Annotated in this window: 20 protein-coding genes; 11 read left to right on the top strand and 9 right to left on the bottom strand. The window is 69.8% G+C overall.

Annotation, left to right across the window (positions count from 1 at the left end):
- The first annotated feature begins 34 nt into the window (after positions 1 to 34).
- A complete protein-coding gene (locus IF46_RS0108175; protein WP_030487675.1) occupies positions 35 to 1,495 on the top strand; it encodes a CCA tRNA nucleotidyltransferase in 1,461 nt (486 codons plus the stop codon).
- 75 nt (positions 1,496 to 1,570) lie between these two features.
- Here the strand turns inward: IF46_RS0108175 and IF46_RS0108180 are convergent, their stop codons facing one another.
- Positions 1,571 to 3,088 (bottom strand): flotillin family protein, encoded by a 1,518-nt coding sequence (locus tag IF46_RS0108180; RefSeq protein WP_030487676.1) that lies wholly within the window; start codon positions 3,086 to 3,088, stop codon positions 1,571 to 1,573.
- Between the two features lie 28 nt (positions 3,089 to 3,116).
- On the bottom strand, positions 3,117 to 3,629 hold the full coding sequence (locus tag IF46_RS0108185) for an NfeD family protein (RefSeq protein WP_232233969.1): 513 nt from the start codon (positions 3,627 to 3,629) through the stop codon (positions 3,117 to 3,119).
- A 75-nt stretch (positions 3,630 to 3,704) separates the two neighbouring features.
- Here IF46_RS0108185 and IF46_RS0108190 point away from each other — a divergent pair, with 75 nt between their 5' ends.
- Together IF46_RS0108190 and IF46_RS0108195 are read left to right on the top strand one after the other, a co-directional pair.
- Positions 3,705 to 4,184 carry a methylated-DNA--[protein]-cysteine S-methyltransferase gene (locus IF46_RS0108190; RefSeq protein ID WP_030487678.1) on the top strand — a complete coding sequence of 160 codons (480 nt, stop codon included), beginning with the start codon at positions 3,705 to 3,707 and terminating at the stop codon, positions 4,182 to 4,184.
- Positions 4,185 to 4,305: 121 nt separating this feature from the next.
- Positions 4,306 to 5,256, top strand: coding sequence for a hypothetical protein (locus IF46_RS0108195; RefSeq protein WP_030487679.1), 951 nt, complete (start codon positions 4,306 to 4,308; stop codon positions 5,254 to 5,256).
- Between the two features lie 92 nt (positions 5,257 to 5,348).
- Here IF46_RS0108195 and IF46_RS0108200 read toward each other — a convergent pair whose 3' ends face one another.
- Complete coding sequence (locus IF46_RS0108200) at positions 5,349 to 6,428, bottom strand: inositol-3-phosphate synthase (protein WP_030487680.1); 1,080 nt, start codon at positions 6,426 to 6,428, stop codon at positions 5,349 to 5,351.
- A gap of 23 nt (positions 6,429 to 6,451) precedes the next feature.
- Entirely contained in the window at positions 6,452 to 7,090 is a 639-nt protein-coding gene (locus IF46_RS0108205; RefSeq protein WP_030331823.1) for a PadR family transcriptional regulator, read from the bottom strand.
- A 175-nt stretch (positions 7,091 to 7,265) separates the two neighbouring features.
- Between IF46_RS0108205 and IF46_RS0108210 the strand changes: the two genes are divergently transcribed.
- From IF46_RS0108210 to IF46_RS0108220, 3 genes are all read left to right on the top strand, one after another.
- Complete coding sequence (locus IF46_RS0108210) at positions 7,266 to 7,715, top strand: DUF5318 domain-containing protein (RefSeq protein WP_030487681.1); 450 nt, start codon at positions 7,266 to 7,268, stop codon at positions 7,713 to 7,715.
- A 197-nt stretch (positions 7,716 to 7,912) separates the two neighbouring features.
- Positions 7,913 to 10,780 carry a transglycosylase domain-containing protein gene (locus IF46_RS32345; protein ID WP_084597823.1) on the top strand — a complete coding sequence of 956 codons (2,868 nt, stop codon included), beginning with the start codon at positions 7,913 to 7,915 and terminating at the stop codon, positions 10,778 to 10,780.
- A 122-nt stretch (positions 10,781 to 10,902) separates the two neighbouring features.
- The gene (locus IF46_RS0108220) at positions 10,903 to 12,405 is read left to right on the top strand and encodes a glycosyltransferase family 87 protein (RefSeq protein WP_030487683.1); all 1,503 of its coding nucleotides are present in this window, start codon (positions 10,903 to 10,905) and stop codon (positions 12,403 to 12,405) included.
- Positions 12,406 to 12,517: 112 nt separating this feature from the next.
- Here the strand turns inward: IF46_RS0108220 and IF46_RS0108225 are convergent, their stop codons facing one another.
- Both IF46_RS0108225 and IF46_RS0108230 read right to left on the bottom strand, forming a co-directional pair.
- Entirely contained in the window at positions 12,518 to 14,749 is a 2,232-nt protein-coding gene (locus IF46_RS0108225; protein ID WP_030487684.1) for a hypothetical protein, read from the bottom strand.
- Entirely contained in the window at positions 14,746 to 15,537 is a 792-nt protein-coding gene (locus IF46_RS0108230; protein ID WP_030487685.1) for a deoxyribonuclease IV, read from the bottom strand. Before IF46_RS0108230 ends, IF46_RS0108225 begins: the two co-directional genes overlap by 4 nt.
- 627 nt (positions 15,538 to 16,164) lie before the next feature.
- Here IF46_RS0108230 and rpsF point away from each other — a divergent pair.
- The 4 genes from rpsF (at position 16,165) to rplI (ending at position 17,817) form a co-directional block, all read left to right on the top strand.
- Positions 16,165 to 16,455 (top strand): 30S ribosomal protein S6, encoded by a 291-nt coding sequence (gene rpsF / locus IF46_RS0108235; RefSeq protein ID WP_036391391.1) that lies wholly within the window; start codon positions 16,165 to 16,167, stop codon positions 16,453 to 16,455.
- An 80-nt stretch (positions 16,456 to 16,535) separates the two neighbouring features.
- The gene (locus IF46_RS0108240; RefSeq protein WP_030487687.1) at positions 16,536 to 17,075 is read left to right on the top strand and encodes a single-stranded DNA-binding protein; all 540 of its coding nucleotides are present in this window, start codon (positions 16,536 to 16,538) and stop codon (positions 17,073 to 17,075) included.
- A complete protein-coding gene (gene rpsR / locus IF46_RS0108245) occupies positions 17,075 to 17,356 on the top strand; it encodes a 30S ribosomal protein S18 (protein WP_051723758.1) in 282 nt (93 codons plus the stop codon). Before IF46_RS0108240 ends, rpsR begins: the two co-directional genes overlap by 1 nt.
- Positions 17,357 to 17,370: 14 nt before the next feature.
- Positions 17,371 to 17,817, top strand: a complete 447-nt coding sequence (rplI, locus tag IF46_RS0108250; RefSeq protein WP_030487689.1) for a 50S ribosomal protein L9 — start codon at positions 17,371 to 17,373, stop codon at positions 17,815 to 17,817.
- A 152-nt stretch (positions 17,818 to 17,969) separates the two neighbouring features.
- Here the strand turns inward: rplI and IF46_RS0108255 are convergent, their stop codons facing one another.
- Positions 17,970 to 19,532, bottom strand: coding sequence for a hypothetical protein (locus tag IF46_RS0108255; RefSeq protein ID WP_030487690.1), 1,563 nt, complete (start codon positions 19,530 to 19,532; stop codon positions 17,970 to 17,972).
- A gap of 396 nt (positions 19,533 to 19,928) precedes the next feature.
- Here IF46_RS0108255 and dnaB point away from each other — a divergent pair, with 396 nt between their 5' ends.
- Complete coding sequence (dnaB, locus tag IF46_RS0108260) at positions 19,929 to 21,332, top strand: replicative DNA helicase (RefSeq protein WP_030487691.1); 1,404 nt, start codon at positions 19,929 to 19,931, stop codon at positions 21,330 to 21,332.
- Positions 21,333 to 21,354: 22 nt separating this feature from the next.
- Here dnaB and IF46_RS0108265 read toward each other — a convergent pair whose 3' ends face one another.
- Together IF46_RS0108265 and IF46_RS0108270 are read right to left on the bottom strand one after the other, a co-directional pair.
- A complete protein-coding gene (locus IF46_RS0108265) occupies positions 21,355 to 22,032 on the bottom strand; it encodes a maleylpyruvate isomerase N-terminal domain-containing protein (protein WP_030487692.1) in 678 nt (225 codons plus the stop codon).
- Between the two features lie 106 nt (positions 22,033 to 22,138).
- Entirely contained in the window at positions 22,139 to 22,519 is a 381-nt protein-coding gene (locus IF46_RS0108270) for a zf-TFIIB domain-containing protein (protein ID WP_030487693.1), read from the bottom strand.
- Positions 22,520 to 22,535 lie beyond the last annotated feature (16 nt).

Raw genomic sequence — 22,535 nt, forward strand, 5'->3', positions numbered from 1 at the left:
GGATCACACCCTGGCCCGATAAGCTGGCGATCCCATGTCCGAAGCTTCCGTTCCTCACGCCGCTGACCGCCGTGAACTCACCGCCGCGCAGCGCAACGCCGTCGCCGAACTGCTCCGGGTGTCCCCGGTCGCCGACGAGTTGGGCCGCCGGTTCGTCCGCGCTGGTCACGAACTGCACCTGGTGGGCGGTTCGGTGCGGGATGCCCTGCTCGGTCGTCTCGGGGACGACCTCGACTTCTGCACCGACGCGCACCCCGACGAGACCCTGCGGATCATCAAGGGCTGGGCCGAGTCGATCTGGGAGACCGGTCGGGAGTTCGGCACCATCGGCGCTCAGCGCGACGGTCTCCGGCTGGAGATCACCACGTTCCGCGCGGAGTCGTACGACCAGGTCAGCCGCAACCCGGTAGTGGTGTACGGCACCAGCCTCGACGAGGACCTGAAGCGGCGCGACTTCACCATCAACGCGATGGCGGTCAGCCTGCCGGACCACCGGTTCACCGACCCGCACGGCGGGCTGGACGACATCTCGGCCAAGGTGATCCGTACCCCCAGCACGCCACGTGAGTCCTTCGGTGACGACCCGCTGCGAATGCTGCGGGCCGCCCGGTTCGCCGCCCAGCTCGGCTTCGTCGTCGACCTCGACGCGCACCGGGCGATGAGTGAGATGTCGGCGGACCTGGACCGGATCACCGCCGAGCGGATCCGCGACGAGTTCACCAAGCTGCTCTGCGGCGCGGACCCGATCACCGGGCTGCGGCTGCTCGTCGACACGGGGTTGGCCGAGCGTTTCCTGCCGGAGTTGACCGGGCTGAAGCTGGAGATCGACGAGCACGCGCAGCACAAGGACGTCTACGAGCACACGTTGACGGTCGTCGAGAACGCGGTCTCCTACGAAGATGAGGGCTGCGACTTCATCCTGCGGATGGCCGCCCTCATGCACGACGTGGGCAAGCCGGCGACCAAGGCCGCCGCCCCCGACGGCCGGGTCAGCTTCCACCACCACGAGGTGGTCGGTGCCCGGCTGACCAAGGCCCGGATGAAGGCGATGCGGTACCCGAAGGAGATCACCGCGAAGGTGACCGCGCTGGTCGCGCTGCACCTGCGCTTCTACGGGTACGGGCGGGGCGAGTGGACCGACTCGGCGGTGCGCCGCTACGTCGCCGATGCCGGTGATCTGCTGCCCCGACTGCACAAGCTGACCCGTTCGGACTGCACGACCCGTAACCGGCGCAAGGCCGCCCAGCTCGCCGCCGACTACGACGCGCTGGAAGACCGGATCGCCCGGATCGCGGCCGAGGAGGACCTGGCGCGGGTCCGGCCCGACCTGGACGGCAACGCGATCATGGAGCTGCTCGGCGTGCCGCCGGGGCCGGTGGTCGGGCGGGCCTGGAAGCACCTCAAGGAGCAGCGCCTCGAACACGGCCCACTGGACCGGGACGCCGCCGAGGTGGAACTGCTGCGCTGGGCCCGCGCCGAGGGTCTGATCAACTAACCCGCTCCACGCCTTCGCGTTACGCCGACGGGCGTCGTCCCCGAGGTTCAGGGCGACGCCCGTCGGCGTACCAGGTCAGCGGGTTTCGACGGCCGTCCCGTCCACCGACGAGGTGCCGTTGCCGGTCGAAGAGGACGCCGCGCCGAGCCGGGCCAGCAGGCCGGGCAGGTCGATCCCGGTGAGGTCGCTGCCGAGCTGGAGCCCTTGGGCCACGTTGCCGGCCACCGACTTGGTCAGCGACGACGCGCCGTCGGTGGAGATGACGGTCATCTTGTCGATCGCCCCGATCGGTGCGCTGGCCGCCTCCACGACCTTCGGCAGCACCCTGACCAGCAGGTCCAGCACCGCTGCCTCGCCGTACGCGGCGAACGCCTCGGCCTTGCGCGCCATCGCGTCGGCCTCGGCCTCGCCCTTGGCCAGGATGGCCGCCGCCTCGGCCTGGCCCTCCCGCTCGACCGCCTCGGCGATCGCGGAGCGTCGGCGCTGCTCGGCCTCACCTTCCTTGGCACCCTCGATCGCGTTCGCCTCGGCGAGCGCGGCACGCCGGGCCCGCTCGCCTTCACCGGTGAGCCGGGCCTGCTCGGCGGAGGCCTGCGCGGCGGCGATGACCGACTGCCGCTGCGCGTCCGCGTGCAGCACCGCCGCGGCGCGGGAAGCCTCGGCCTCCTGCTCCACCTTGTACCGGGCCGCGTCCGCCGGCTTGCGTACCTCGGTGTCGAGTTGGCGCTGCTTGAGTTCGGCGTTGCGCTCGGCGACCTTCTGCTGCTCGGAGAGGATCGCCTGGTCCCGTTCCGCCTGGGCGAGCGGGCCGGCCGCGGCGGACTTCGCCTTCGCGGCGTCGATCTCGGCCTGGATGCCGGCCTGCTTGAGGGACAGGTTCCGGTTCGCCTCGGCGATGGCCTCCTCGGCGAGCAGCCGCTCCTGCTCGGCCTGCTGCCGGGCCCGCGCCTCGGCGATGGCGGCGTCCTTGAGCACCCGGGCGGCCTCGGGTCGACCCAGGTCCTGCAGGTAGGACCCTTCGGCGAGGATGTCCTGGAGCTGGAAGGTGTCCAGCACCAGACCCTGGTTGGTCATCGAGTGTTCGGCCTCCTCGGCCACGGCGCTGGCGAACGCCGCCCGGTCCCGGATGACCTCCTCGACGGTGAGCCGGCCGACGATCGAGCGCAGCGCTCCGGCGAGCACCTCACGGGTGAAGTTGTCGATCTCGTCCTGTTGGTGCAGGAACCGCTGGGCGGCAGCGCGGATCGCGTCCTCGGTGCCGCCGACCTTGACGATCGCCACGCCGTGCAGGTCGGCGCGGATGCCCTGCTTGCTCACCGCACCCCGGATGCCGACGTCGATCCGGCGGCTGGACAGGTCGAGCGACTGGAGCTTCTGCACCACCGGCAGCACGAAGACCGAGGCGCCCAGCACGACCTTCTGACCGGAGTTGTCGGTCGACCGCCCGCCGTCGGCGGTCTGCGTGGTGCGGCCCTTGCGGCCGGTGACGATGAACGCCTCGTTCGGGCCGGCCACCTTGATCCGGGAGAGCACGAAGAGCACCAGGATGAGCGCGAGGAGGACCGCGCCACCAATGGCGATTAACAGGGCCATACGAGGAGTCCCGTCTAGGAGGGGGAAGTCAGTAGGTTTCGACGTGCACGCTGGTCTCGCTGAGTGCCTGCACGACGAAGACCTGGGTGCCGATCGGTATCGGCTGGTCCGCGCGGGCGCTGAGCTTGACCGGCTGACCGGCGAGGCGTACCCGGACCTCGCCGTAGCCGTTGACCGGCACCGGGGTGACAACCAGGCCGAGCGCTCCGACCAGGTCGTCGCGGGTGGGAGTGGGGTCGGTGCGCATGTTCCTGGCCGCCCGGCTCAGCCGGGAGGCCAACCAGCCGGTGGGCACGGCCGCCAGCAAGCCGCCGGCCGTCGCGCCGACGATCATGCCAGGTGTACGCGCACCGAGCAGTTCGTTGACGATGGCGGCGCCGAACCCGAACGCCCCGGCGAAGCCGGCGACCGTCTCGACCGAGATCGGGCCGTCCACGTCGGGATGCCCGAACTGGAGAATCTCGGTGCCGAGCAATGCGAGCGCGAGCACGCCGATGCCCGCCCCACCGATGATCAGAAAGATGAGCGTCCCCGTTGCCACGACCCGAACGGTATCGACGCCGCGCAACGGGCAACGGGTCGGTCACCGCCGGCGGGAGTCGGGGACAATGGGTGGATGCGTTGGACCGTGCTCGACTCACCGATCGGCGAGTTCTCCGTGGCCAGCGACGGTGCGAGCGTCTGCGGCGCGCACTTCGGCCGGGTCGACGCGGCGGCCGACGAGCCTGACCACGAGTTGTCCCGGCAGGCCGTCGCCGAGCTGCGGGCGTACTTCGCCGGTGAGCTGACCGGGTTCGCCGTCCCGGTGACCATCCCCCGTGGTTCGGACTTCGAACGGGCGGTGTGGCGGGAGATGACTCTGATCCCGTACGGCGAGACACTTACCTACGGCGAGGTGGCGCGTCGGGTCGGCGACGCCGGTGCCGCCCGGGCGGTGGGGGTGGCCTGCAACCGGAACCCCATCCCGGTCATCGTGCCGTGCCACCGCATCGTCGGTGCTGGCGGGCGGCTCGTCGGCTTCGGGGGTGGCCTGCCGCGCAAGGTGCACCTGCTGGAGTTGGAGGCCCGGGTGGCTCTACAACAAGCGTGGTCCTGATCGGTCTCAACGGGCCAATCTGTTCGAAACGGGTCGTGTTCATCAGCCGATCGGTCGATGTGGATACCCAGTCTCACCCGTCATGATCGGTCGTCATTTCACCGACTATCGCGGGGGACCTGTGACCGAGAACCAGGACAAGACCGTCAACCGTCGGCGGCTGCTGCGCCGCGCCGGCACCGTCGCGGCGGGTGTTGCCGGCACCACTGTGGTCGGCGCCGCCGTTGCCGCGCCCGCTCAGGCCGCGGCGGGTGACCCGGTGGTTCAGGGTGCCGCCAACGCCGCCGGTGCCACCACCACGGCGCTGACCAGCACCGGGACCGGCCCCACGCTGCGGCTGGCGAACACGAGCACCACCGCCTCGAACGGCGCGGTGCTGGCCCGCCCGGCGCTGCAGCTGGCGCCCAGCGGCGATTTTCTGCACCCCGACTCGCCCGGCGGCTCGATCGGCCTGGACAACTACGGCAACATCCAGTTGGTCACCGAGTTCGGCGGTGACAAGTACCTCGACTACGTGCACACCACCGGCAACTCGAACCAGATCGTCCCGATCACGCCGCAGCGCGTCGTCGACACCCGCGCGGCGGCGTCGCGTAAGCGGATTCTGAACCAGTCGTCGACCACCCTGGACAGCTCGGGCCGCCTGCGGGACGGCCAGACGATCCACATCAACCTGAGCGACTTCGTCTACTTCGGCGACGCCCTCTTCGGCAACCTCACCGTGACCACCGCGGTCGCCTCGGGCTTCGTGCAGATCTTCCCGTTCGGCACCCCGCGCCCGGCGAACTTCTCGACGATCAACTACCTGACCAACCAGGTGGTGGCGAACTCGTTCATGTCGGGCGTCGGTTACCGGGACGAGAACGCGACCGACGTCATCTCCGTCTACGCCGCCCGGACCACCCACATCATCATCGACGTGGTGGCGTTCGTGGTCGGCGTCGGCGAGGTCTTCCCGGAGATCCTGCCCTTCGCCGCGAACTCGACGGCGCGTGGCGCAGCCGAGACGCCCGAGCAGCGTAGGGCGAAGCGGGCCGCGCAGGCCCAGGCGGGCACGCCGAGCTGGAAGTGAGCCGGTCGCCGTACTCAACGGCGAGGCACTGAACGCGGCGAGGGCCGGGTCCGTTCGGACCCGGCCCTCGGCCGTGCTTGGTGCTCAGCGGGTCAGCGCTCGACCTCGCCGGCGATGAACTCCTCGACGGCCTGGTGGGCGTCGTGGTCGGCGTACTGCACCGGCGGGGACTTCATGAAGTACGACGAGGCCGACAGGATCGGGCCGCCGATCTTCCGGTCCAGCGCGATCTTCGCGGCCCGGACTGCGTCGATGATGACGCCGGCCGAGTTCGGAGAGTCCCACACCTCGAGCTTGAGCTCGGCGTTCAGCGGGGTGTCACCGAACGAACGACCCTCCAGGCGGATGTACGCCCACTTGCGGTCGTCCAGCCACGGCACGTGGTCCGACGGGCCGATGTGCACGTCGCTCTTGCTCATCTCGTGCGGGATCTGCGAGGTGACCGACTGGGTCTTCGAGATCTTCTTCGAGACCAGCCGCTTGCGCTCCAGCATGTTCATGAAGTCCATGTTGCCGCCGAAGTTGAGCTGGTACGTGCGCAGCAGCTCGACGCCGCGGTCCTCGAAGAGCTTCGCGAGAGCGCGGTGCACGATGGTGGCGCCGACCTGGCTCTTGATGTCGTCACCGACGATCGGCAGGCCCGCGTCGGTGAACTTCTGGGCCCACTCGGGGTCCGAGGCGATGAAGACCGGCAGGGCGTTGACGAACGCGCAACCGGCGTCGATCGCCGCCTGGGCGTAGTACTTGGCGGCCTGCTCGGAGCCGACCGGCAGGTAGCAGACGACGACGTCGACCTGCGCGTCGCGCAGCGCCTGCGCCACGTCGACCGGGGTGGCGTCCGACTCCTCGACGATCTCGCGGTAGTACTGGCCCAGACCGTCGAAGGTCGGACCGCGCTGCACGCTGACGCCGGTCGGCGGCACGTCGCAGAGCTTGATGGTGTTGTTCTCGCTGGCGACGATCGCCTCCGCGAGGTCCATGCCCACCTTCTTGGCGTCCACGTCGAACGCCGCGACGAACTCCACGGAGTTGACGTGGTAGTCGCCGAAGGCGACGTGCATGAGACCCGGGACGCGGTCGTTCGGGTTGGCGTTCCGGTAGTACTCGACGCCCTGAACCAGGGACGAGGCGCAGTTACCCACACCGACGATGGCGACGCGGACGGAGCCCATAGCGTCTGCCTCCTTCTTTTCTGTCACGGCCGCTCATTCCTGGTCTCTCCAGGCGGAGGCGGGCTGTTGTCTTCTCGTCGGCCGCCGGCTGTCCCGATGTTCGGGACCGTCGGGGCTCGGCCGGAGCGCTCGTTGGCGATGAGCTCCTCCAGCCAGCGGACCTCGCGCTCACAGGCATCAAGGCCGTGGCGCTGCAGTTCCAGCGTGTAAGCGTCGAGGCGCTCGGCCGCCCGGCCCAGCACGTCGCGAAGCCCTTCGCGACGCTCCTCGATCTTGCGGCGGCGACCCTCCAGAATGCGCAGTCGGGTCGCCTGGTCGGTCCGGGCGAAGAACGCGAAGTGCACGCCGAAGCCCGTGTCGTCGTACGTCTCGGGCCCGGCCTGCGCGATCAGCTGGGCGAAGCGTTCCTTGCCTTCCGCGGTGATTTTGTAGACCACCCGACCTCGTCGGCTGGTCAGCGCGGGAACCTCCTCGGCAGTGGCGGGTGTCTCAGCAGCTTCGGTGATCCACCCCGCCGCCTGCAGCCTGCGCAGGGTCGGATAGAGCGAGCCGTAGCTGATCGCCGCCCGGATCGCGCCGAGTTTCGCGGTCAGCTCCTTGCGCAGCTCATAGCCGTGCATCGGAGACTCCTGCAGGAGGCCGAGGATGGCGAACTCAAGCACTGGCCACCCTCTCTTTACCCTCCGGCGTGGAGTCGTAACCGCCGCGATGTATCGGACCGATACATCGCACGTTAGCGGGTCGCGCGGGCCAGGGCAAACCCCCGCTCCGAGATGCCGTCGTCACGGATCGTGAGCGTGGTCGCCTGGTCGGGCCGGACCGCGTACCCTTCTCCGCATGCGTACGCAGCGCCAGGTCGTCGACTACTCGCTTCAGAAGCGAGCAGTGCTGCGTGAGCTCCTGGCCGGGCGAGTCGGCACGTACGACGTCTGCGACGCGTCGCCGTACCTGAAGAACGCCGCTCGGTTCCACGGCGAGCCGACCGACCGGCGCTGCCCGATCTGTCGCAGCGAGAACCTGACTCTCGTCCATTACATTTACGGCGACGAACTCAAGCAGTCCGCCGGGCAGGCCCGCACGCTTACCGAGCTGCCTGTGCTGGCGATGACGCTGCGTGAGTTCCAGGTCTTCGTGGTGGAGGTGTGCCTTGGTTGCGACTGGAACCATCTCGTCGAGCAGTACCTGCTCGGCCGGGACGGCCTGACCGGCGACAGCGACGGCACCAGCGAACAGGACGCGGCGGGCGCCGAAGGCGCCGGTCGGCGGAGGCGAGAGGCGCAACGGTGATCTCAGCTGGTTGGACCGGCCCCGGGGCCGCAGGCAAAACCGGGGGTGGTCGACCGCTTGTTGGTCCGATTGGCCCGATTGATACGGCAATGACCTCGTGGAGCTGGCACCCCTGTGCCGGTGTCCAGGGTGAAGCAACTCACGGCAACCCGGTGGCGGCGCAGTCGCGCCGCACCGCGACCGGCAGGGTGTGAAGAATGAACTCGTACGGCGATCCCAGTTCTGCGCGCGGACGGACCCAGTACTCGGGTCCGGACGGCGACCCCGGACCGGGCGGTGACTCCGGCGGGAGTGGCTGGTCTGCCTCGGAGGGCGGCGCGGCAACCCCGGGTCGGGCCTCGGTGACACCGCGGGCCGCTGGTGGTCGCGCCACGGTCGGCGGTTCGGCCTCGGTGCCGCCGCGTGGCGGTTCAGCCTCGGTACCGCCGCGTGGCGGTGCGGCCGCCGGGTCCGCTTCGGTGGGTTCGGCATCGCCGGGCCGGGCCGGGCGGGCCTCGGTGCCGGTGTCGCCGGCACCGGGTGTGGCAGCCGGCCGTGCTGGCGCGGGTCGGGCCTCGGTGCCCGTCTCCCCGGCCCCGGGCGCACCGGCAGGTCGGGCTGCGGTGGGTGCCGCCGCCGTCGGTGCCGCATCGGTTGGCACCGCATCTGCGGGCCGGGCCAGCGTCGGCTCCGCGTCGGTCGGTGGCCGGGCGGCGGTCGCCCGAGCGAGCGTCTCACCGGTCTCCGGTGGGCCCGGCGGCCCTGGTGGGCCAGGTGGCCCGGGCGGTCCCGGTCGGGGCGGTCGTGGCCCGGGTGACTCGGGCGCCGCAGCGCGGGCGAAGAAGCGCAAGCGGATGAACCTGCTGATCGCCGGGTTCGCGGTCTTCATCATGCTCGCCGGCATCGGCGTGGTGACCTTCACCTACTACTCGACAAGTGTGGTGATGCCACAGTCGCTGCCCCTGCCGCTCTCCACCACCGTCTACGCGAGCGACAACACGACGATCATCGCCAAGCTCGGCGAGGAGAACCGGCAGCTGATCAAGATCACCGATATGCCGCAGCACGTGCGGGACGCGGTGGCGGCGGCCGAGGACCGGAACTTCTACGACCACTCGGGTGTGGACTACAAGGGCATCGCCCGCGCCGCCTGGAACAACGTCTCGGGCGGCGACAAGCAGGGCGCCTCGACCATCACCCAGCAGTACGCGCGAAACGCCTACCAGAACCTCAAGGACGACAGCTACGCCCGGAAGGTCAAGGAGGCGATGTTCGCCTCCAAGCTGAACGACGAGTTCACCAAAGACGAGATCATGGAGCACTACCTCAACGTGATCTATTTTGGTCGCGGCGCGTACGGCATCCAGGCGGCGGCGCAGACCTACTTCGGCGTCGACGCCAAGAAGTTGGACGTGGCGCAGGGTGCGGTCCTCGCCGCCCTGATCCGCCAGCCGGAGCCGAGCACCACCCACAAGGGCTACGACCCGGCTCTCAACCTTGAGGAAGCCCAGGCCCGCTGGCGCTACGTCATCGACGGCATGGTCAAGAAGGGTTGGCTCGACCAGCCGAATCGGCCGCAGCGACCCACTGAGTATCCGAAGGTGGCGCCTCCGAAGAAGGGTGGGGCCGGGTTCGGCGTCGACAGCCCGCGGGGCAACGTGATCAACTACGTCCGCCAGGAGATGGACCGGATGGGCCTCTGCACCGACAGCGGGGCGGCCGGCAAGGTCACCTGCGTCGAGGCCCTGCGCGTCGGCGGCTACCGGATCCAGACCACAATCGATCGGAAGCTCCAGACCGCCGCCGAGAACACGGCGATGCAGTCGAAGAAGGGCTCCGAGCTCTACGACCAGCCAAAGAACCTGATGGCGGCGGTGGTCTCGATCAACCCGAAGAATGGTCGCGTGGTCGCCTACTACGGGGGTGACAGCGGCGCCGACTTCGACTACGCCGGCAAGAACACCGACAAGAACGGCGACCTGACCGGTGGCCACCAGCCGGGCTCGTCGATGAAGGTGTACACCCTGGCCGCCGCGATCGAGGCCGGCATCTCGGTCAAGTCGCACTGGGACCCCACGCCGTACAAGCCCGAGGGCTCTGCTGTCGCAATCGGTAACGCCAACCGCACCAACCTCAGGTGCGGCAAGAACTGCACCCTCGAAGAGTCGACGATCCAGTCGTACAACGTGCCCTTCTACTGGGTCTCGAAGGAGATCGGCTCCGACAAGGTCGTCGACATGGCCAGGAAGGCCGGCGTGACCACCATGTGGGGCGTCGACCCGCCGAAGGCCTTCGATCTGGAGAAGAAGGGGCCGAACCCGTTCGACCACTACACCGCCTTCGGCAAGTACCCGCTCACGGTGTTGGACCACGCCAACGCCATGGCCACGTTCGCCAACGACGGCAAGTACATCCAGGCGCACTTCGTCATCAAGGTGGAGCAGCAGGACAAGGAGACCGGTAAGTGGAAGGTGGTCGGCGGCGAGCGCATCAAGCCCGTGCAGCGGATCCCCAAGAAGATCACCGATGAGGTCACCGGCGTCCTGAAGCAGATCCCCCGCCCCAACGACATCTCCCTGGCCGATGGCCGCCAGGCCGCCGCCAAGACCGGCACCTGGGAGTACGACAGCAAGGACAACGCGCACGCCTGGACGGTCGGCTACACCCCGCAGAACGCCACGGCGGTGTGGGTGGGCAGCAAGGACCCGAGGAAGCCGCAGATCCGGCTCGCCAGCGGTAAGGACATCGGCGGCTCGACGCTCCCCGGCCCGATCTGGGAGAAGTTCATGAACACCGCCCTCGCTGGGCAGGAGGAGATCTCTCTGCCCAGCGTCACCGGCGAGGGCGACGTCACGAAGGGCAATGGCAAGGAGCCCGCGAAGCCGCCGACGCCGCCGGTCATCCCGGGTCTGCCCGGCATTCCGGGTGGGGGCACGCCGCCGTGCAACCCGCTGACCGACCCGTTCTGCCCGCGTAACGATGGCAACAACCCCGGCGGCCCTGGCACGCCAGGAAATCCTGGCGGCAATGGAAACGGTGGTGCTGGCGGCGGGCTGTTGCCCAGCCTGCCACCCAACCGGGACTGACAGGCATCAGCGCACGCCGCCGCCGGCCGGACGACCCGTCCCGCCGGCGGCGGCGTTTTCGTACCCGGATCTCCGCGCCGGGACAGGACGGGCACCCCCGTCGTACGGCAGGATGCCTCTTCATGAGCACCCAGTCGACGCCCGGCATCGACGACGCCGGAACCACCGATCACCCGTCTCGCTCCGACGGGTTCGTCCGCGGCATCTCCAGCGTCATCGGCGGCCCGCTGGGCGACCACGCGACCGCGTTGGACCGGCCGGCCGGTCCGGAGCGTCGCTTCTGGACCGCCGTGCGGATCGTGCTGGCGCTGGTGTGCCTCACGCTCGCGCTGCACTGGGTGCAGAAGTCGCCCTGCCAGGACGGCGCCTGGCAGAACAACGTCCAGTACACCCGGTTCTGCTACACCGACGTCCTCGCCCTCTATTACGCCGAAGGGCTCAATGAGGGCAAGGTGCCCTACCGCGACCACCCGGTGGAATACCCGGTGCTGACCGGCTACTTCATGGGGGCGCTGGGCCTGCCGGTGCACGCCATCGGCGACGGCGACCCGAGCATCAATCAGGGTCAGTGGTTCTACAACCTCAATGCGCTGGTGTTGGGGGCGCTCGCGGTGGCCACGGTGGCAGTGATCCTGTCCCTGCGCCGCCGACGACCCTGGGACGCGGCGATGTTCGCGCTGGCCCCGGCGTTGGTGCTCACCGCCACCGTCAACTGGGACCTGCTCGCCATCGGGCTGGCCGCCTTCGGCCTGCTGGCCTGGGCTCGAAAACGACCGGCGTTGGCCGGTGTGCTGCTCGGGTTGGCCGGCGCGGCGAAGCTCTGGCCGCTGTTCATACTCGGGCCGATCCTCATCCTGGCGCTGCGGGCCGACCGGGTTCGTGCCGCGCTCATCGCTATCGGTTCGGCGATCGCCGCCGTGGTGCTGGTGAACCTGCCAGCCGCCCGGGCCTACCCGGAGAACTGGGACCGATTCTTCGAGCTGAACACCACCCGGCCGATCGACTGGGGCACGCTCTGGTACATCGGGCGCTACCTGGACGGCAAGGTCGGCAACGACCCCGGACAGCTCGGCCCGTTCGAGTGGCTGAACGCCAACATTCCGGCCCTCAACACCCTCTCGTACGCGCTGTTCGGGCTGGCCTGCCTCGGTGTGGCCGTGCTGGCGCTGCGGGCACCGCGCCGACCGCGGCTGGGTCAGCTCGCCTTCCTGGTGGTGGCGGCGTTCCTCATCTTCAGCAAGGTCTGGTCGCAGCAGTTCGTTCTCTGGCTGCTCCCGCTCGTGGTGCTGGCCCGGCCGAAGTGGGGTGCGTTCCTGGCCTGGCAGATCGCCGAGGTCTGCTACTTCGTCGCCTTCTACGGGGAGCTGCTCGGCGCGGCAACCAGCCGTCCGGTCTTCCCGGAGGGGGTGTTCGTGCTGGCCTCGACGCTGCGGCTGGCCACCGTGGTGGTGCTCTGCGTGCTCGTCGTCAAGGAGATCCTGCACCCCGAGCGGGACGCGGTGCGGGCCACCTACCCGGACGACCCGGACGGCGGCGTGCTCGACGGCGCACCAGATGCCCCCTGGCTAGACCGCTGGCGCCGCCCCGCGAGAAGCGAGCCCTCCGTGGAACCCATCGCCACCTGACCCCTGAGGTGGAACGCGACTCGGAACAGGTCAGGGTTTTCGGGGGAGCCCGCCCGGCGCAGGGATCAAGCCCGACCGCCCGGAGCCGGGTGGGCTCCCCCGAAAACCCGCCCTAAAGGCGATAGACCACGGCGTCCCCAACGTCCTGCCGGCTGATGCCAAGCGACTCCACAGGCGCGTCGATGTTGATCTCCCACGGCGTGCCCGCGACCTGCCCGCGCAGCAGCACCACCGTGCGGACGCCGAGCGTGCGCAGGTAGTCGACGCTGGTCTGGTCCGGGAACGCCTGGCTCACCCGACGGACGTCGTCGAGCTGGCGCGGAGTGAAGCCGCTGCCGCCGTTTACCACGTCCGGGAACCCGTTGGTCGACCAGAGCATCACGTGCTGGTCCAGGCTCTGGTTGCTGGGCAGCACCAGCAGCGGCCCCTGCGCCGAACGCATCGCGGCCGGTTGGGTCGGCACCACCGGGTGCGGGGTGGTGTTCAGGCCCTCGACGGTGACCAGCAGCAGCGGCAGCAGGGTGGCCATCCGCAGCCACGGCCCCGGCCAGGATGGAATCCGCTGCGCGGTCAACTCGCGAACCCGGTCGGTGAGCGCGGTGACCGCACCCGCCGCGAGCAGGCCCAGCAACAACGTGGTCCAGAGCATCAACCGCCCGGGGGTACGCAACGCGCTCCAGCCCGGCACATGCTCGAAGAGCGGCACGTAGGTGAAGGTGCCGTCGAAGAACCGGGTGCCCATCGCGAACGCCATCGTCACCAGCACCCCGGCGAGCAGCAGCAGCCGGTGCCGCAACCGCCAGACCGAGAAGAACAGCCCACCCGCGGCGAGCGCGTAGAGCACGAAGCCCGGCAGCAGGGTCATCTCCGGGTGCCACGGCAGCGCCGCGCGGGCCCCCTCGTGCAGCCCACCCCAGATCCGCGACTCGGCGGGCGCCGTCACGAAGCCCGACGCCGGCGGCGAGAAGAGGCTGATGTCGGCGATGGTGCGCTCGGCGTACGGGTGCAGCTCGGTCACCTTGAAGAACGGGAACGCCATCAGCAGACCCACACCGGCGAACAACACCCCACCGAGCACGTCGGCGGCGAACAACCGGCGACCGAACGGTACGGCCTGGCCGGTGCGCAGCCGTCGGGCGTAGAAGAGGACGGCAGCGACGAGCACCACGCCGGCCAGGAGGTACGCGAATGGCAGCCCGATGCCGAAACCGAGGCTGAGTTGCCAGGCCGCCACCAGCCAGCCGGCGTATACCCACCCGTCGTGCCGGCGCTCCGGTCGGTAGCCGTGTCGCAGGGACCAGCCGTGCCCGCGCGCCAACATCGCCAGCGCCAGCGGAATTCCACCGTTGGAGAGCACGTGCAGGTGCCCGGCCTGGGCCAGCAGCCACGGCGCGTAGGCGTAGCTCACGCCAGCGACAGCGGCACCGATCCGGCCCGCTCCGAGCTGTCGGGCCAGCGCGTACGCCCCGAGCGTGGCGAGCGCGTGCGCCAGCACGAACATGATGTTGTAGCGCAGCACGGCGTCCTCGGGGCCGCTGCCGAGCATTCCGGCCGGGGCGTACCCGAGCAGCGTGTCGGAGAAGGCGAAGCTCCACAGCTCGGGGAAGAACGTGTTGGACTGCCACAGGTGCGCCGGGTTGGCCAGCAGGATGTGCCCGGACCAGGCCATCTGCCAGGCCTGAAGGCTCGGATCCCAGTAGTCCTGCGGAAGGGTGTAGCGCGGATAGCGCAGCGTCGGCCAGGTCATCGCCACGGCCAGTGCCAACGCCCCGAGGGCGGCCAGGGTCCACTCGTGGATCAGGAACCGACCGACGGCTCGGCCCGCTCGGCTGAAGATCGAGGGCCGCGGCTCCGGCGCGGAGGCGAACGCCTCCCAACGCTCCGGGCCGACCGGCTTCGCCTCGCCGTCGGACTTCGCCTCGCCGTCGGCCTTCGCGTCGCCGTCGGCGTCGCCCGCCTTCGCGTCCTTGGTCGGGCCATCCTCCGTGCTGTCCTTGGCGCTGCTGTCGCTGATTGCGGTGCCGGCCTCGGCGGTGCCCCCGGTGGCCGTCCCCTTGTTCGCCGTGACGCCCTTCTTGGCCGCCCTACCCTTCTTGCCGCCGGGCTGGGCCGCGTCCTTCTTGGCGACACCGCTCGTCGCGGGGTCGCCGTTCGGGGCCGCTTCGGCCGTTGCCGCGTCGCTCGACGGCGAGTGGACCGCCGTGGTTTCAGCGGGGGCGTCGTCGGGGGTGCGAGCCGGCTGGGCGGGGGTGCCCGCTGCGGCCGTGGTGGCGGGTCGGCTCTCGGCGTCCGCGCCGGTGGGGGTAGAACCGGCGTTGCCGGTCCCGGGCTGTCCGTTCGTCATGCCGCCGAGTTCTCCGCTCCGAGTTGCTGACGGAGAAAATCGATGTCGGCGGTCTGGCCGGCCACACCGCCCGGTGTCTCGACGACCACCGGTGCGCCGGCCGCCCGGATCACCGCTACCACCAGCTCCGGGTCGATCGTCCCGCCGCCCAGGTTGTCGTGTCGGTCCTGGCCGGAGTTGAACCCGCCCTTGGAGTTGTTGGCGTGCACCAGGTCGATCCTTCCGGTGATCGCCTTGACGCGGTCGACCAGGCCGAGCAGCTCCTCACCGCCCGCGTAGGCGTGGCAGGTGTCCAGGCAGAAGCCGACCTCGTGGTCGCCGATGGCGTCCCACAGTCGGGCGAGCGCGTCCAGCCGTCGGGCGCACGCGTTGTCACCGCCGGCGGTGTTCTCGATCAGGACCGGCACGCCGAAGCCGCCGGAGTCAGCGGCGTACGCGAAGGTCTTGCGCCAGTTGTCGAAGCCGACGGCCAGGTCGTCGCCGGCGTTGACGTGCCCGCCGTGAACGATCAGGCCCTTGGCGCCGATGGCGGCGGCCGCGTTGGCATGCCCGAGCAGCAGCTTTCGGCTCGGGATCCGGATGCGGTTGTTGAGGGTGGCCACGTTGATGACGTACGGCGCGTGCACGTAGAGGTCGACCTCGGCGGCGCGCAGCCGCTCGGCATCTTCCCGAGGCTTTGGCGCCTTCCACCCCTGTGGGTCGGAGAGGAAGAACTGCACGGTGTCGGCAGACCGGGAGGCCGCCTCCGCCAGCGGGTCGGTCGAATCGACGTGGGCTCCGATACGCATGCGAGCGAGCCTACGTCGCGACCCGCAGCGGCGGGTCGACGGCCGGGGCGGTGTCGCGTCACCGGATGGACCGACGATCGTTGATGTGTGTGAACCGGCGACCAGCACCCGGTGCCGCCAGCGGCGCGAGCGTCGCAGACGGCGACCCGGTGGTCGACGGCCGACAGCGAGGTCACCCCGCCGCGCGGCCCGGCGCAGCGGGGGCGACCCTTCGCACCGCGAGTGCCGACCGATGAAGAATCTCGGAAATTTGTGCTTTTCCCCCCGACAAGGTACGAGTGCTGTTGTATCGTCAGATAACAACACGATAAAGCTCCGCGGGGCGTCTTCGGTCCAACCTCATCGGTGTGGTCGTTCCTCCCCAGGTCCCACCCAAGGAATGCGGACCAGACGCCCCGCGGCCTTGTAGACGGGGGTCCACCACCCGGCCGATTGACGGCCGGACGGTGGGCTCCCGTCAGCACGTCCGGGTGTGCACCCGGCCCCCCGGGCATGATCGTTCGGACCGGGTATCCTGGTCAGGTTGTCCGCGTCCGGCCGGGTTCCCCCGGCGCGTGCGGGCAGCGACACAAGACCTCCTGCCACGGAAGGACCGTGGCCGCTTAGCCCATAGGAGGTGAGCACGTCTTGCGTCACTACGAACTAATGGTCATCCTCGACTCCAGCCTCGAGGAGCGCACCGTTGCACCGTCGCTCGACACGTACCTGAACGTGATTCGGACTGCGGGTGGCTCGGTTGAGAAGACCGACGTGTGGGGCCGTCGGCGCCTCGCGTACGAGATCAACAAAAAGGCCGAAGGCATCTACGCCGTCATCGACCTGCAGGCCACGCCTGCTGCGGTGGCCGAGCTGGACCGTCAGCTGCGCCTCAACGAGTCCGTGCTGCGCACCAAGGTCATCCGACCGGAAATGCGCTAGAGCATCCAACCCCGGTTCGTCCGGATCAGCCTCCGCGACTCTGTCGTACGGCTCTGCGAGCCTGTAGGACGAGACGCTGAGTGCGCGAGGAGATGGTCATGGCAGGAGACACCACCATCACGGTCATCGGCAATCTGACCGATGACCCCGAGTTGCGGTTCACCCCCTCCGGGGCTGCGGTCGCCAAGTTCCGAGTCGCTTCGACGCCCCGTTTCATGGACAAGGCGTCGAACGAATGGAAGGACGGCGAGCCGCTGTTCCTCGCATGCACCGTGTGGCGGCAGGCCGCCGAGCACGTCGCCGAGTCGCTGCAGCGTGGCGCTCGGGTGATCGTGTCGGGCCGGCTGCGTCAGCGGTCGTACGAGACCCGCGAGGGTGAGAAGCGCACCGTCATCGAGCTTGAGGTCGACGAGATCGGCCCGTCGCTGCGCTACGCCACGGCGAAGGTGCAGAAGATGTCCCGCTCCGGCGGCGGTGGCGGCGGCTTCGGTGGCGGCGGTGGCGGCGGCCAGGGTGGCGGCGGAGGCAACTTCGACGACCCCTGGGCTTCGGCTGCTCCCTCTCCCTCTCCCGCGCGTGCCGGTTCGGGCGCCAATTTTGACGAGGAGCCACCGTTCTAATGGCGCCTAGCGCTCGCGATCGCAAACCAGGAGCACGTGCAACGGCCAAGGCTGCGGCACTGCGCAAGCCCAAGAAGAAGGTGAACCCGCTCGACAAGGACGGGATCGCCTACATCGATTACAAGGACACCGCGCTGCTGCGCAAGTTCATCTCCGATCGCGGCAAGATCCGCGCTCGTCGGGTGACCGGCGTTACCTCGCAGCAGCAGCGGCAGATCGCCCGTGCGGTCAAGAACGCCCGTGAGATGGCGCTCCTGCCGTACACGGCCACCACCCGCTGAGAGGAGGCACCGATATGAAGATCATCCTGACTCAGGAAGTGTCCGGCCTCGGTGCCCCAGGCGACATCGTCGAGGTCAAGAACGGCTACGGCCGTAACTACCTGCTGCCGCAGGGCTTCGCGATCGTCTGGACCAAGGGCGCGGAAAAGCAGGTCACGGTCATCAAGCGGGCCCGTGGGGCCCGCGAGATCCGCGACCTCGACCACGCCAACGAGGTCAAGGCTCAGCTCGAGGGTCTGAAGGTCAACCTGAAGGTCCGCGCCGGCGACGGCGGACGGCTCTTCGGCTCGGTCACTCCGGCCGAGATCGTCGACGCCGTCAAGGCCGCCAGTGGCCCGGTCCTCGACCGGCGTCGGCTGGAGGTGCCCGGTCACATCAAGTCGATCGGCGCCTACCCGGTGAAGATCAAGCTGCACCCCGAGGTGACCGCGTCGTTCAACCTGAACGTCGTTCAGGGCTGACGTCCGCAACACCATCACGAGGGCCCGCACCGATCGCTCGGTGCGGGCCCTCGTGCGTACGTCATCCGAAGCGGCAGTGCCCAGCCGATGATGTGGCCCGCCGCCCGCCGCCCGCCGCCCGGCGCCCGGCGCTGCCCCGACCCGCTGGCGGCTCACCCGATGGGCTGGCCCGTCACCGCGCTGATCAGCACGGTGGAGAGGCCGCCGCCCACCACCGCGGCGGCAACAGCGATGGTCGCCGAGCGCCACGTCGTACCCACCCGACGCAGCAGCGCCGCCACCACCAGACTGCTCACCAGCGCCAACCCGAAGCGCGGCGAACCGGCGAGCAGTGACTCCAACGCGCGCGACCGGGCCGAGTCGCAGCCGCCCCCGCTGATGTCCGTCACGCAACCAGCCGGTGCCTGGCTGTCCAACGTCAACAGCCAGACGAAGATCAGCATCGCCGGCACCAGGTAACACGCGGCCGTGTACAGCAGAGGCCGGACAGACCCACCCGGGTCCGGGTCCAGTAGGTCGTCCTCCAGACGCCGCGCCCAGGCACCGGTGGCCGCCGACTCGACCCGCTGACGCACCGACGCCGTCCCGGCCGCCGGCCGGTCCGCCCGACGCCGTGGCGCACCCCCACGCGGCGCACCCACCGGCGGCACAGGCGCGCTGCGCGGCCGCGGAGCGGTATATCCCACCACCGGCGACCGGGGCGCCGACGTCGACGGGTCCATCCAACGCGGGTCGTCATCGGCCAGCCGGGTGCCGGACCAGAATCCATCCTCCCGGCTCGGCCACCCCTCGGCCGCCACCGGCTGATCCGAGCGCGGCGGCAGCGTACGGTCCCACTGGTCATCCTCGATCGCGGACCGCTCCCACTGGCCGGTGCGGTCCGACCGCTCCCAGCCACCGACGCTCTCCACCGCCGACCACTGCTCGCTCAGGTCCCCACCGTCACCGCCGGCCACGCCGGTCACCGGCGGCCACGCCTGCACGCCCGAGGCGTCCCACGGGTCCACCGCTGGCGGGTACGACGGTTCGGGCTCAGCCACCCGGTCCGATCCCCTGGTCCACGGGTCGGCCGCCGGGCGGGACCAGGACTCCTCCGCCGCACGACGGCTACGCCGGCTGCGACGGCTCGGCTCCTGGTCCGGCACCTGCTCGGTCGGGGCGGCCTCCAGATCCCCGCCCGACCAGATCACCTGCGGACGGCCAACGGGTGCACGGCGGGGACGCCGGTCCGAGACAGCCCCAGAGACCGGCTCGTCCTCCCCGGCATCGGCCCGTCGGCGGCCGGCGTACCCCTGCTCCTGTGGTCGATCGAGCGTCCACTCTCTGGTGTGGTCCGAGTCGGGCGCCGGGCCGATCGCGGCCTGCTCCCGCCGACCAACCTCCCGGCCCCGCCGCTGACGGGTCGACGACTCGGCGGACCGCCGGCCAGCGCCGGACGTCGGCCGCTCGGGCTCAGGCTCATCCTCGTCTGGTGCCGCGTGGCGACCGCCACCGTCCGCGTGCCGGACCCCCGACTCCAGCGCCCACCGGGGCAGGTAGGCGTCGACAGGCTCGTCCTGGCCGCGGTCCAGTGCACGCCTTCGGCTGGAGGTGCGGTAGCGCCCGTCCTCGTCGTACGGATCAACCGGAACGGACGCCGCGCGCTCACCCCACGATGCGGTTGGCGGGCGCTCGCGCGGGCTGCCGTCGCCGCGTCCCCAGTCCCGGTAATTCACGGCCGGAGTGTGACCCTTCTGAACCGAAAGCGGAATCCGCTGTCCAGGTGTAGCCGTTCGCTGGAGATAGTACGGGACGATCGTGTCACAGGCCCGACCGAAATATTATCCTCCACAGGCTGGGGAGCATGTTTCCCCAGGTCAGCGACTTGAAGCCGAGAATTCCCCAATGGTTATCCACAGGCTGTGCACACGCTGCGCACATGCTGACCACCGGCATCCACAGGTTGTCCCGAGGCTCATCCACCGGCGTTGTTGAGTCTCTGACCTCGGGGTCCGTATGGTTGGCCCTCGACCGCCGGCGATGGCCCCCGATCGACCGGCCCGGTCGGTGTAGAAGTGTCAGACCCCAGCGGTAGAGCTGGGACTGGATCCGGCGCAGTGGAGGGGGTACCCGTGTCGGTCACCGACGACATGCGGGCAGAGCCACGCTCCGGCGGAGGCCAGCCACCCGCGCAGCGGGACGGCCAGTTCGACAAGACTCCACCGCAGGATGTTGCCGCCGAGCAGTGCGTCCTCGGCGGCATGCTGCTCTCCAAGGACGCCATCGCCGACGTCGTCGAGATCCTCAAGACCAACGACTTCTACCGGCCGGTGCACGCCACCATCTTCGACATCATCCTCGACATCTACGGTCGGGGTGAGCCGGCCGACCCGATCACCGTCGCCGCCGCGCTGACCGACTCCGGGGACCTGGCCCGCATCGGTGGCGCGCCGTACCTGCACACCCTCATCGCCAGCGTGCCCACCGCCGCCAACGCGGCGTACTACGCCCGCATCGTCAGCGAGCGGGCGGTGCTGCGCCGGCTGGTCGAGGCCGGCACCAAGATCGTGCAACTGGGCTACGGCACCGCCAGCGGCGGCAGCCGCGACGTGGACGACGTCGTCGACCTCGCCCAACAGGCCGTCTACGACGTCACCGAACGGCGGGTGAGCGAGGACTTCGCGATCCTGGCCGACATGTTGCAGCCGACGCTGGACGAGATCGAGGCGGTGGGGGCGACCGGCGGCATGATGACCGGCGTGCCGACCGGCTTCAGCGACCTGGACCGACTGCTCAACGGCCTGCACGCCGGTCAGTTGATCATCGTGGCCGGAAGGCCCGGTTTGGGAAAATCTACGGCAAGTATGGACTTTGCCCGAAATGCGGCTATTCGCGCCAACCAGGCGGCCGCCATCTTCTCGCTGGAAATGAGCAAGGTCGAGATCGTCATGCGGCTGCTCTCCGCCGAGGCGCGGGTGCCGCTGCACGTGCTGCGCAGTGGTCAGCTCTCCGACGACGACTGGACCAAGCTGGCCCGGTGCATGGGTGAGATCAGCGAGGCGCCGCTCTTCGTCGACGACACCCCGAGCATGAACCTGATGGAGATCCGGGCCAAGGCTCGGCGGCTCAAGCAGCGGCACGACCTCAAGATGATCGTGGTGGACTATCTCCAGCTGATGACCTCGCCGAAGCGCACCGAGAGTCGCCAGCAGGAGGTCGCCGACCTGTCCCGTGGCCTCAAGCTCTTGGCCAAGGAGGTCGAGTGCCCGGTCATCGCGGTCAGTCAGCTGAACCGTGGCCCCGAGCAGCGCACCGACAAGCGACCCCAGCTGTCTGATCTGCGTGAGTCGGGCTCGATTGAGCAAGACGCCGACGTTGTCATCCTGCTGCACCGCGACGACTACTACGACAAGGAGTCGCCGCGGGCCGGGGAGGCGGATTTTATTGTTGCTAAGCACAGAAATGGGCCAACCGACACGGTGACCGTCGCAGCCCAGCTGCACCTGTCCCGCTTCGTCGACATGGCCATCGGCTGACCGGCACGGCACCGTTCGCCGCTCAGCCGAGCAGAGGGAACCAGCCCGCCGACTCGCCCAGCTCCAGCCGGTCCCGGTCGGTCAGTGACACGCGCCCGGTGGCCTTCAGCAAGAAATCTCTGTCGCTCCACCCGGCGGGTCGAACGGTGTCGTCACTGAGCAGGCCAAACATGGTCGCCACCGCGACGCGTACCCCCAGGGGGCCGGGCGGCGGCGCGCCGGGCAGTTCCAGCGTCAGGTCCAGGTGGTGGACGACGGCCTCGGTGGTCAGGGTGGCGAGGAAATCCGGTACGCGCAGCACGTGCCCCTGCGTGGTCACGTACCCCTTGGGGTCGGCTGACGCGGCGGCGCGGATCGCCGCCGGGGTGGTTTCTCGCCAGAGCTTGACGATCCCGGTCGGACGGTCGAAGGCGGCGGCCGATCGACGGACCCACCAGGCGTGCCGGGCCGCCTCGTCGTCGTTGCCGGGGAAGTCACGCCAGTAGCTCACGTCGTCGACGTCGGCGGGGCCGTCGACGGGGCTGGCCAGGGCGACAAGTGCCCGCTGGGCGTCACCGAGCACGTGCAGGAGCAGGTCGGCGATGAGCCAGCCCTGGCAGCGGGTGGCTCGTTGCAGGCCGGCGTCGTCCAGGTCGCCGACCACCGCAGTGATCCCGTCGTACGCCTGGGCCAGCGCCTCGTCCGGTCGGATCGCGGTCATACGACTCAGCCTCGCACGACGCATCGCACCCGCCAACGATCAATGGCCTGGGTGAGGTGCCCGGGCCGACGCGTGGATCGACCCGGGCAGGGAGGTCGGCTTGGGCTCAGCCGAACATCTCGTCGAGGAAGCCCTTGCGCTTCTTCTGCCGGTAGTGGCCGTGGTAGCCGTGGTGCTGCTGCTGGTGGCCGTAGGCCGGCTGCGGCGGGTAGCCGTGGGCGGGCGGGGGCGGCGGCGGGACGGCGCCGTAACCGGGCTGGTGCGGCGGGGGCGGCGGGGGCGGGTAGCCGGCCGGCTGCTGCGCGGACTGCGCTGGCGCGCCGCCGGTCTGCTGGCGGCTCCAGTTGGCCTCCGCCTCGAACAGCTTCTCCAACTCGCCCCGGTCCAGGAAGATGCCTCGGCACTCCCCGCACTGGTCGATGACGACGCCGCTGCGCTCGTACTGGCGCATTTCTCCGTGACACTTGGGACAGGTGAGACTACTCATCGCCCGACGGTACCCG

The organism is Micromonospora chokoriensis, from assembly GCF_000718555.1.
Taxonomy (GTDB): domain Bacteria; phylum Actinomycetota; class Actinomycetes; order Mycobacteriales; family Micromonosporaceae; genus Micromonospora; species Micromonospora chokoriensis_B.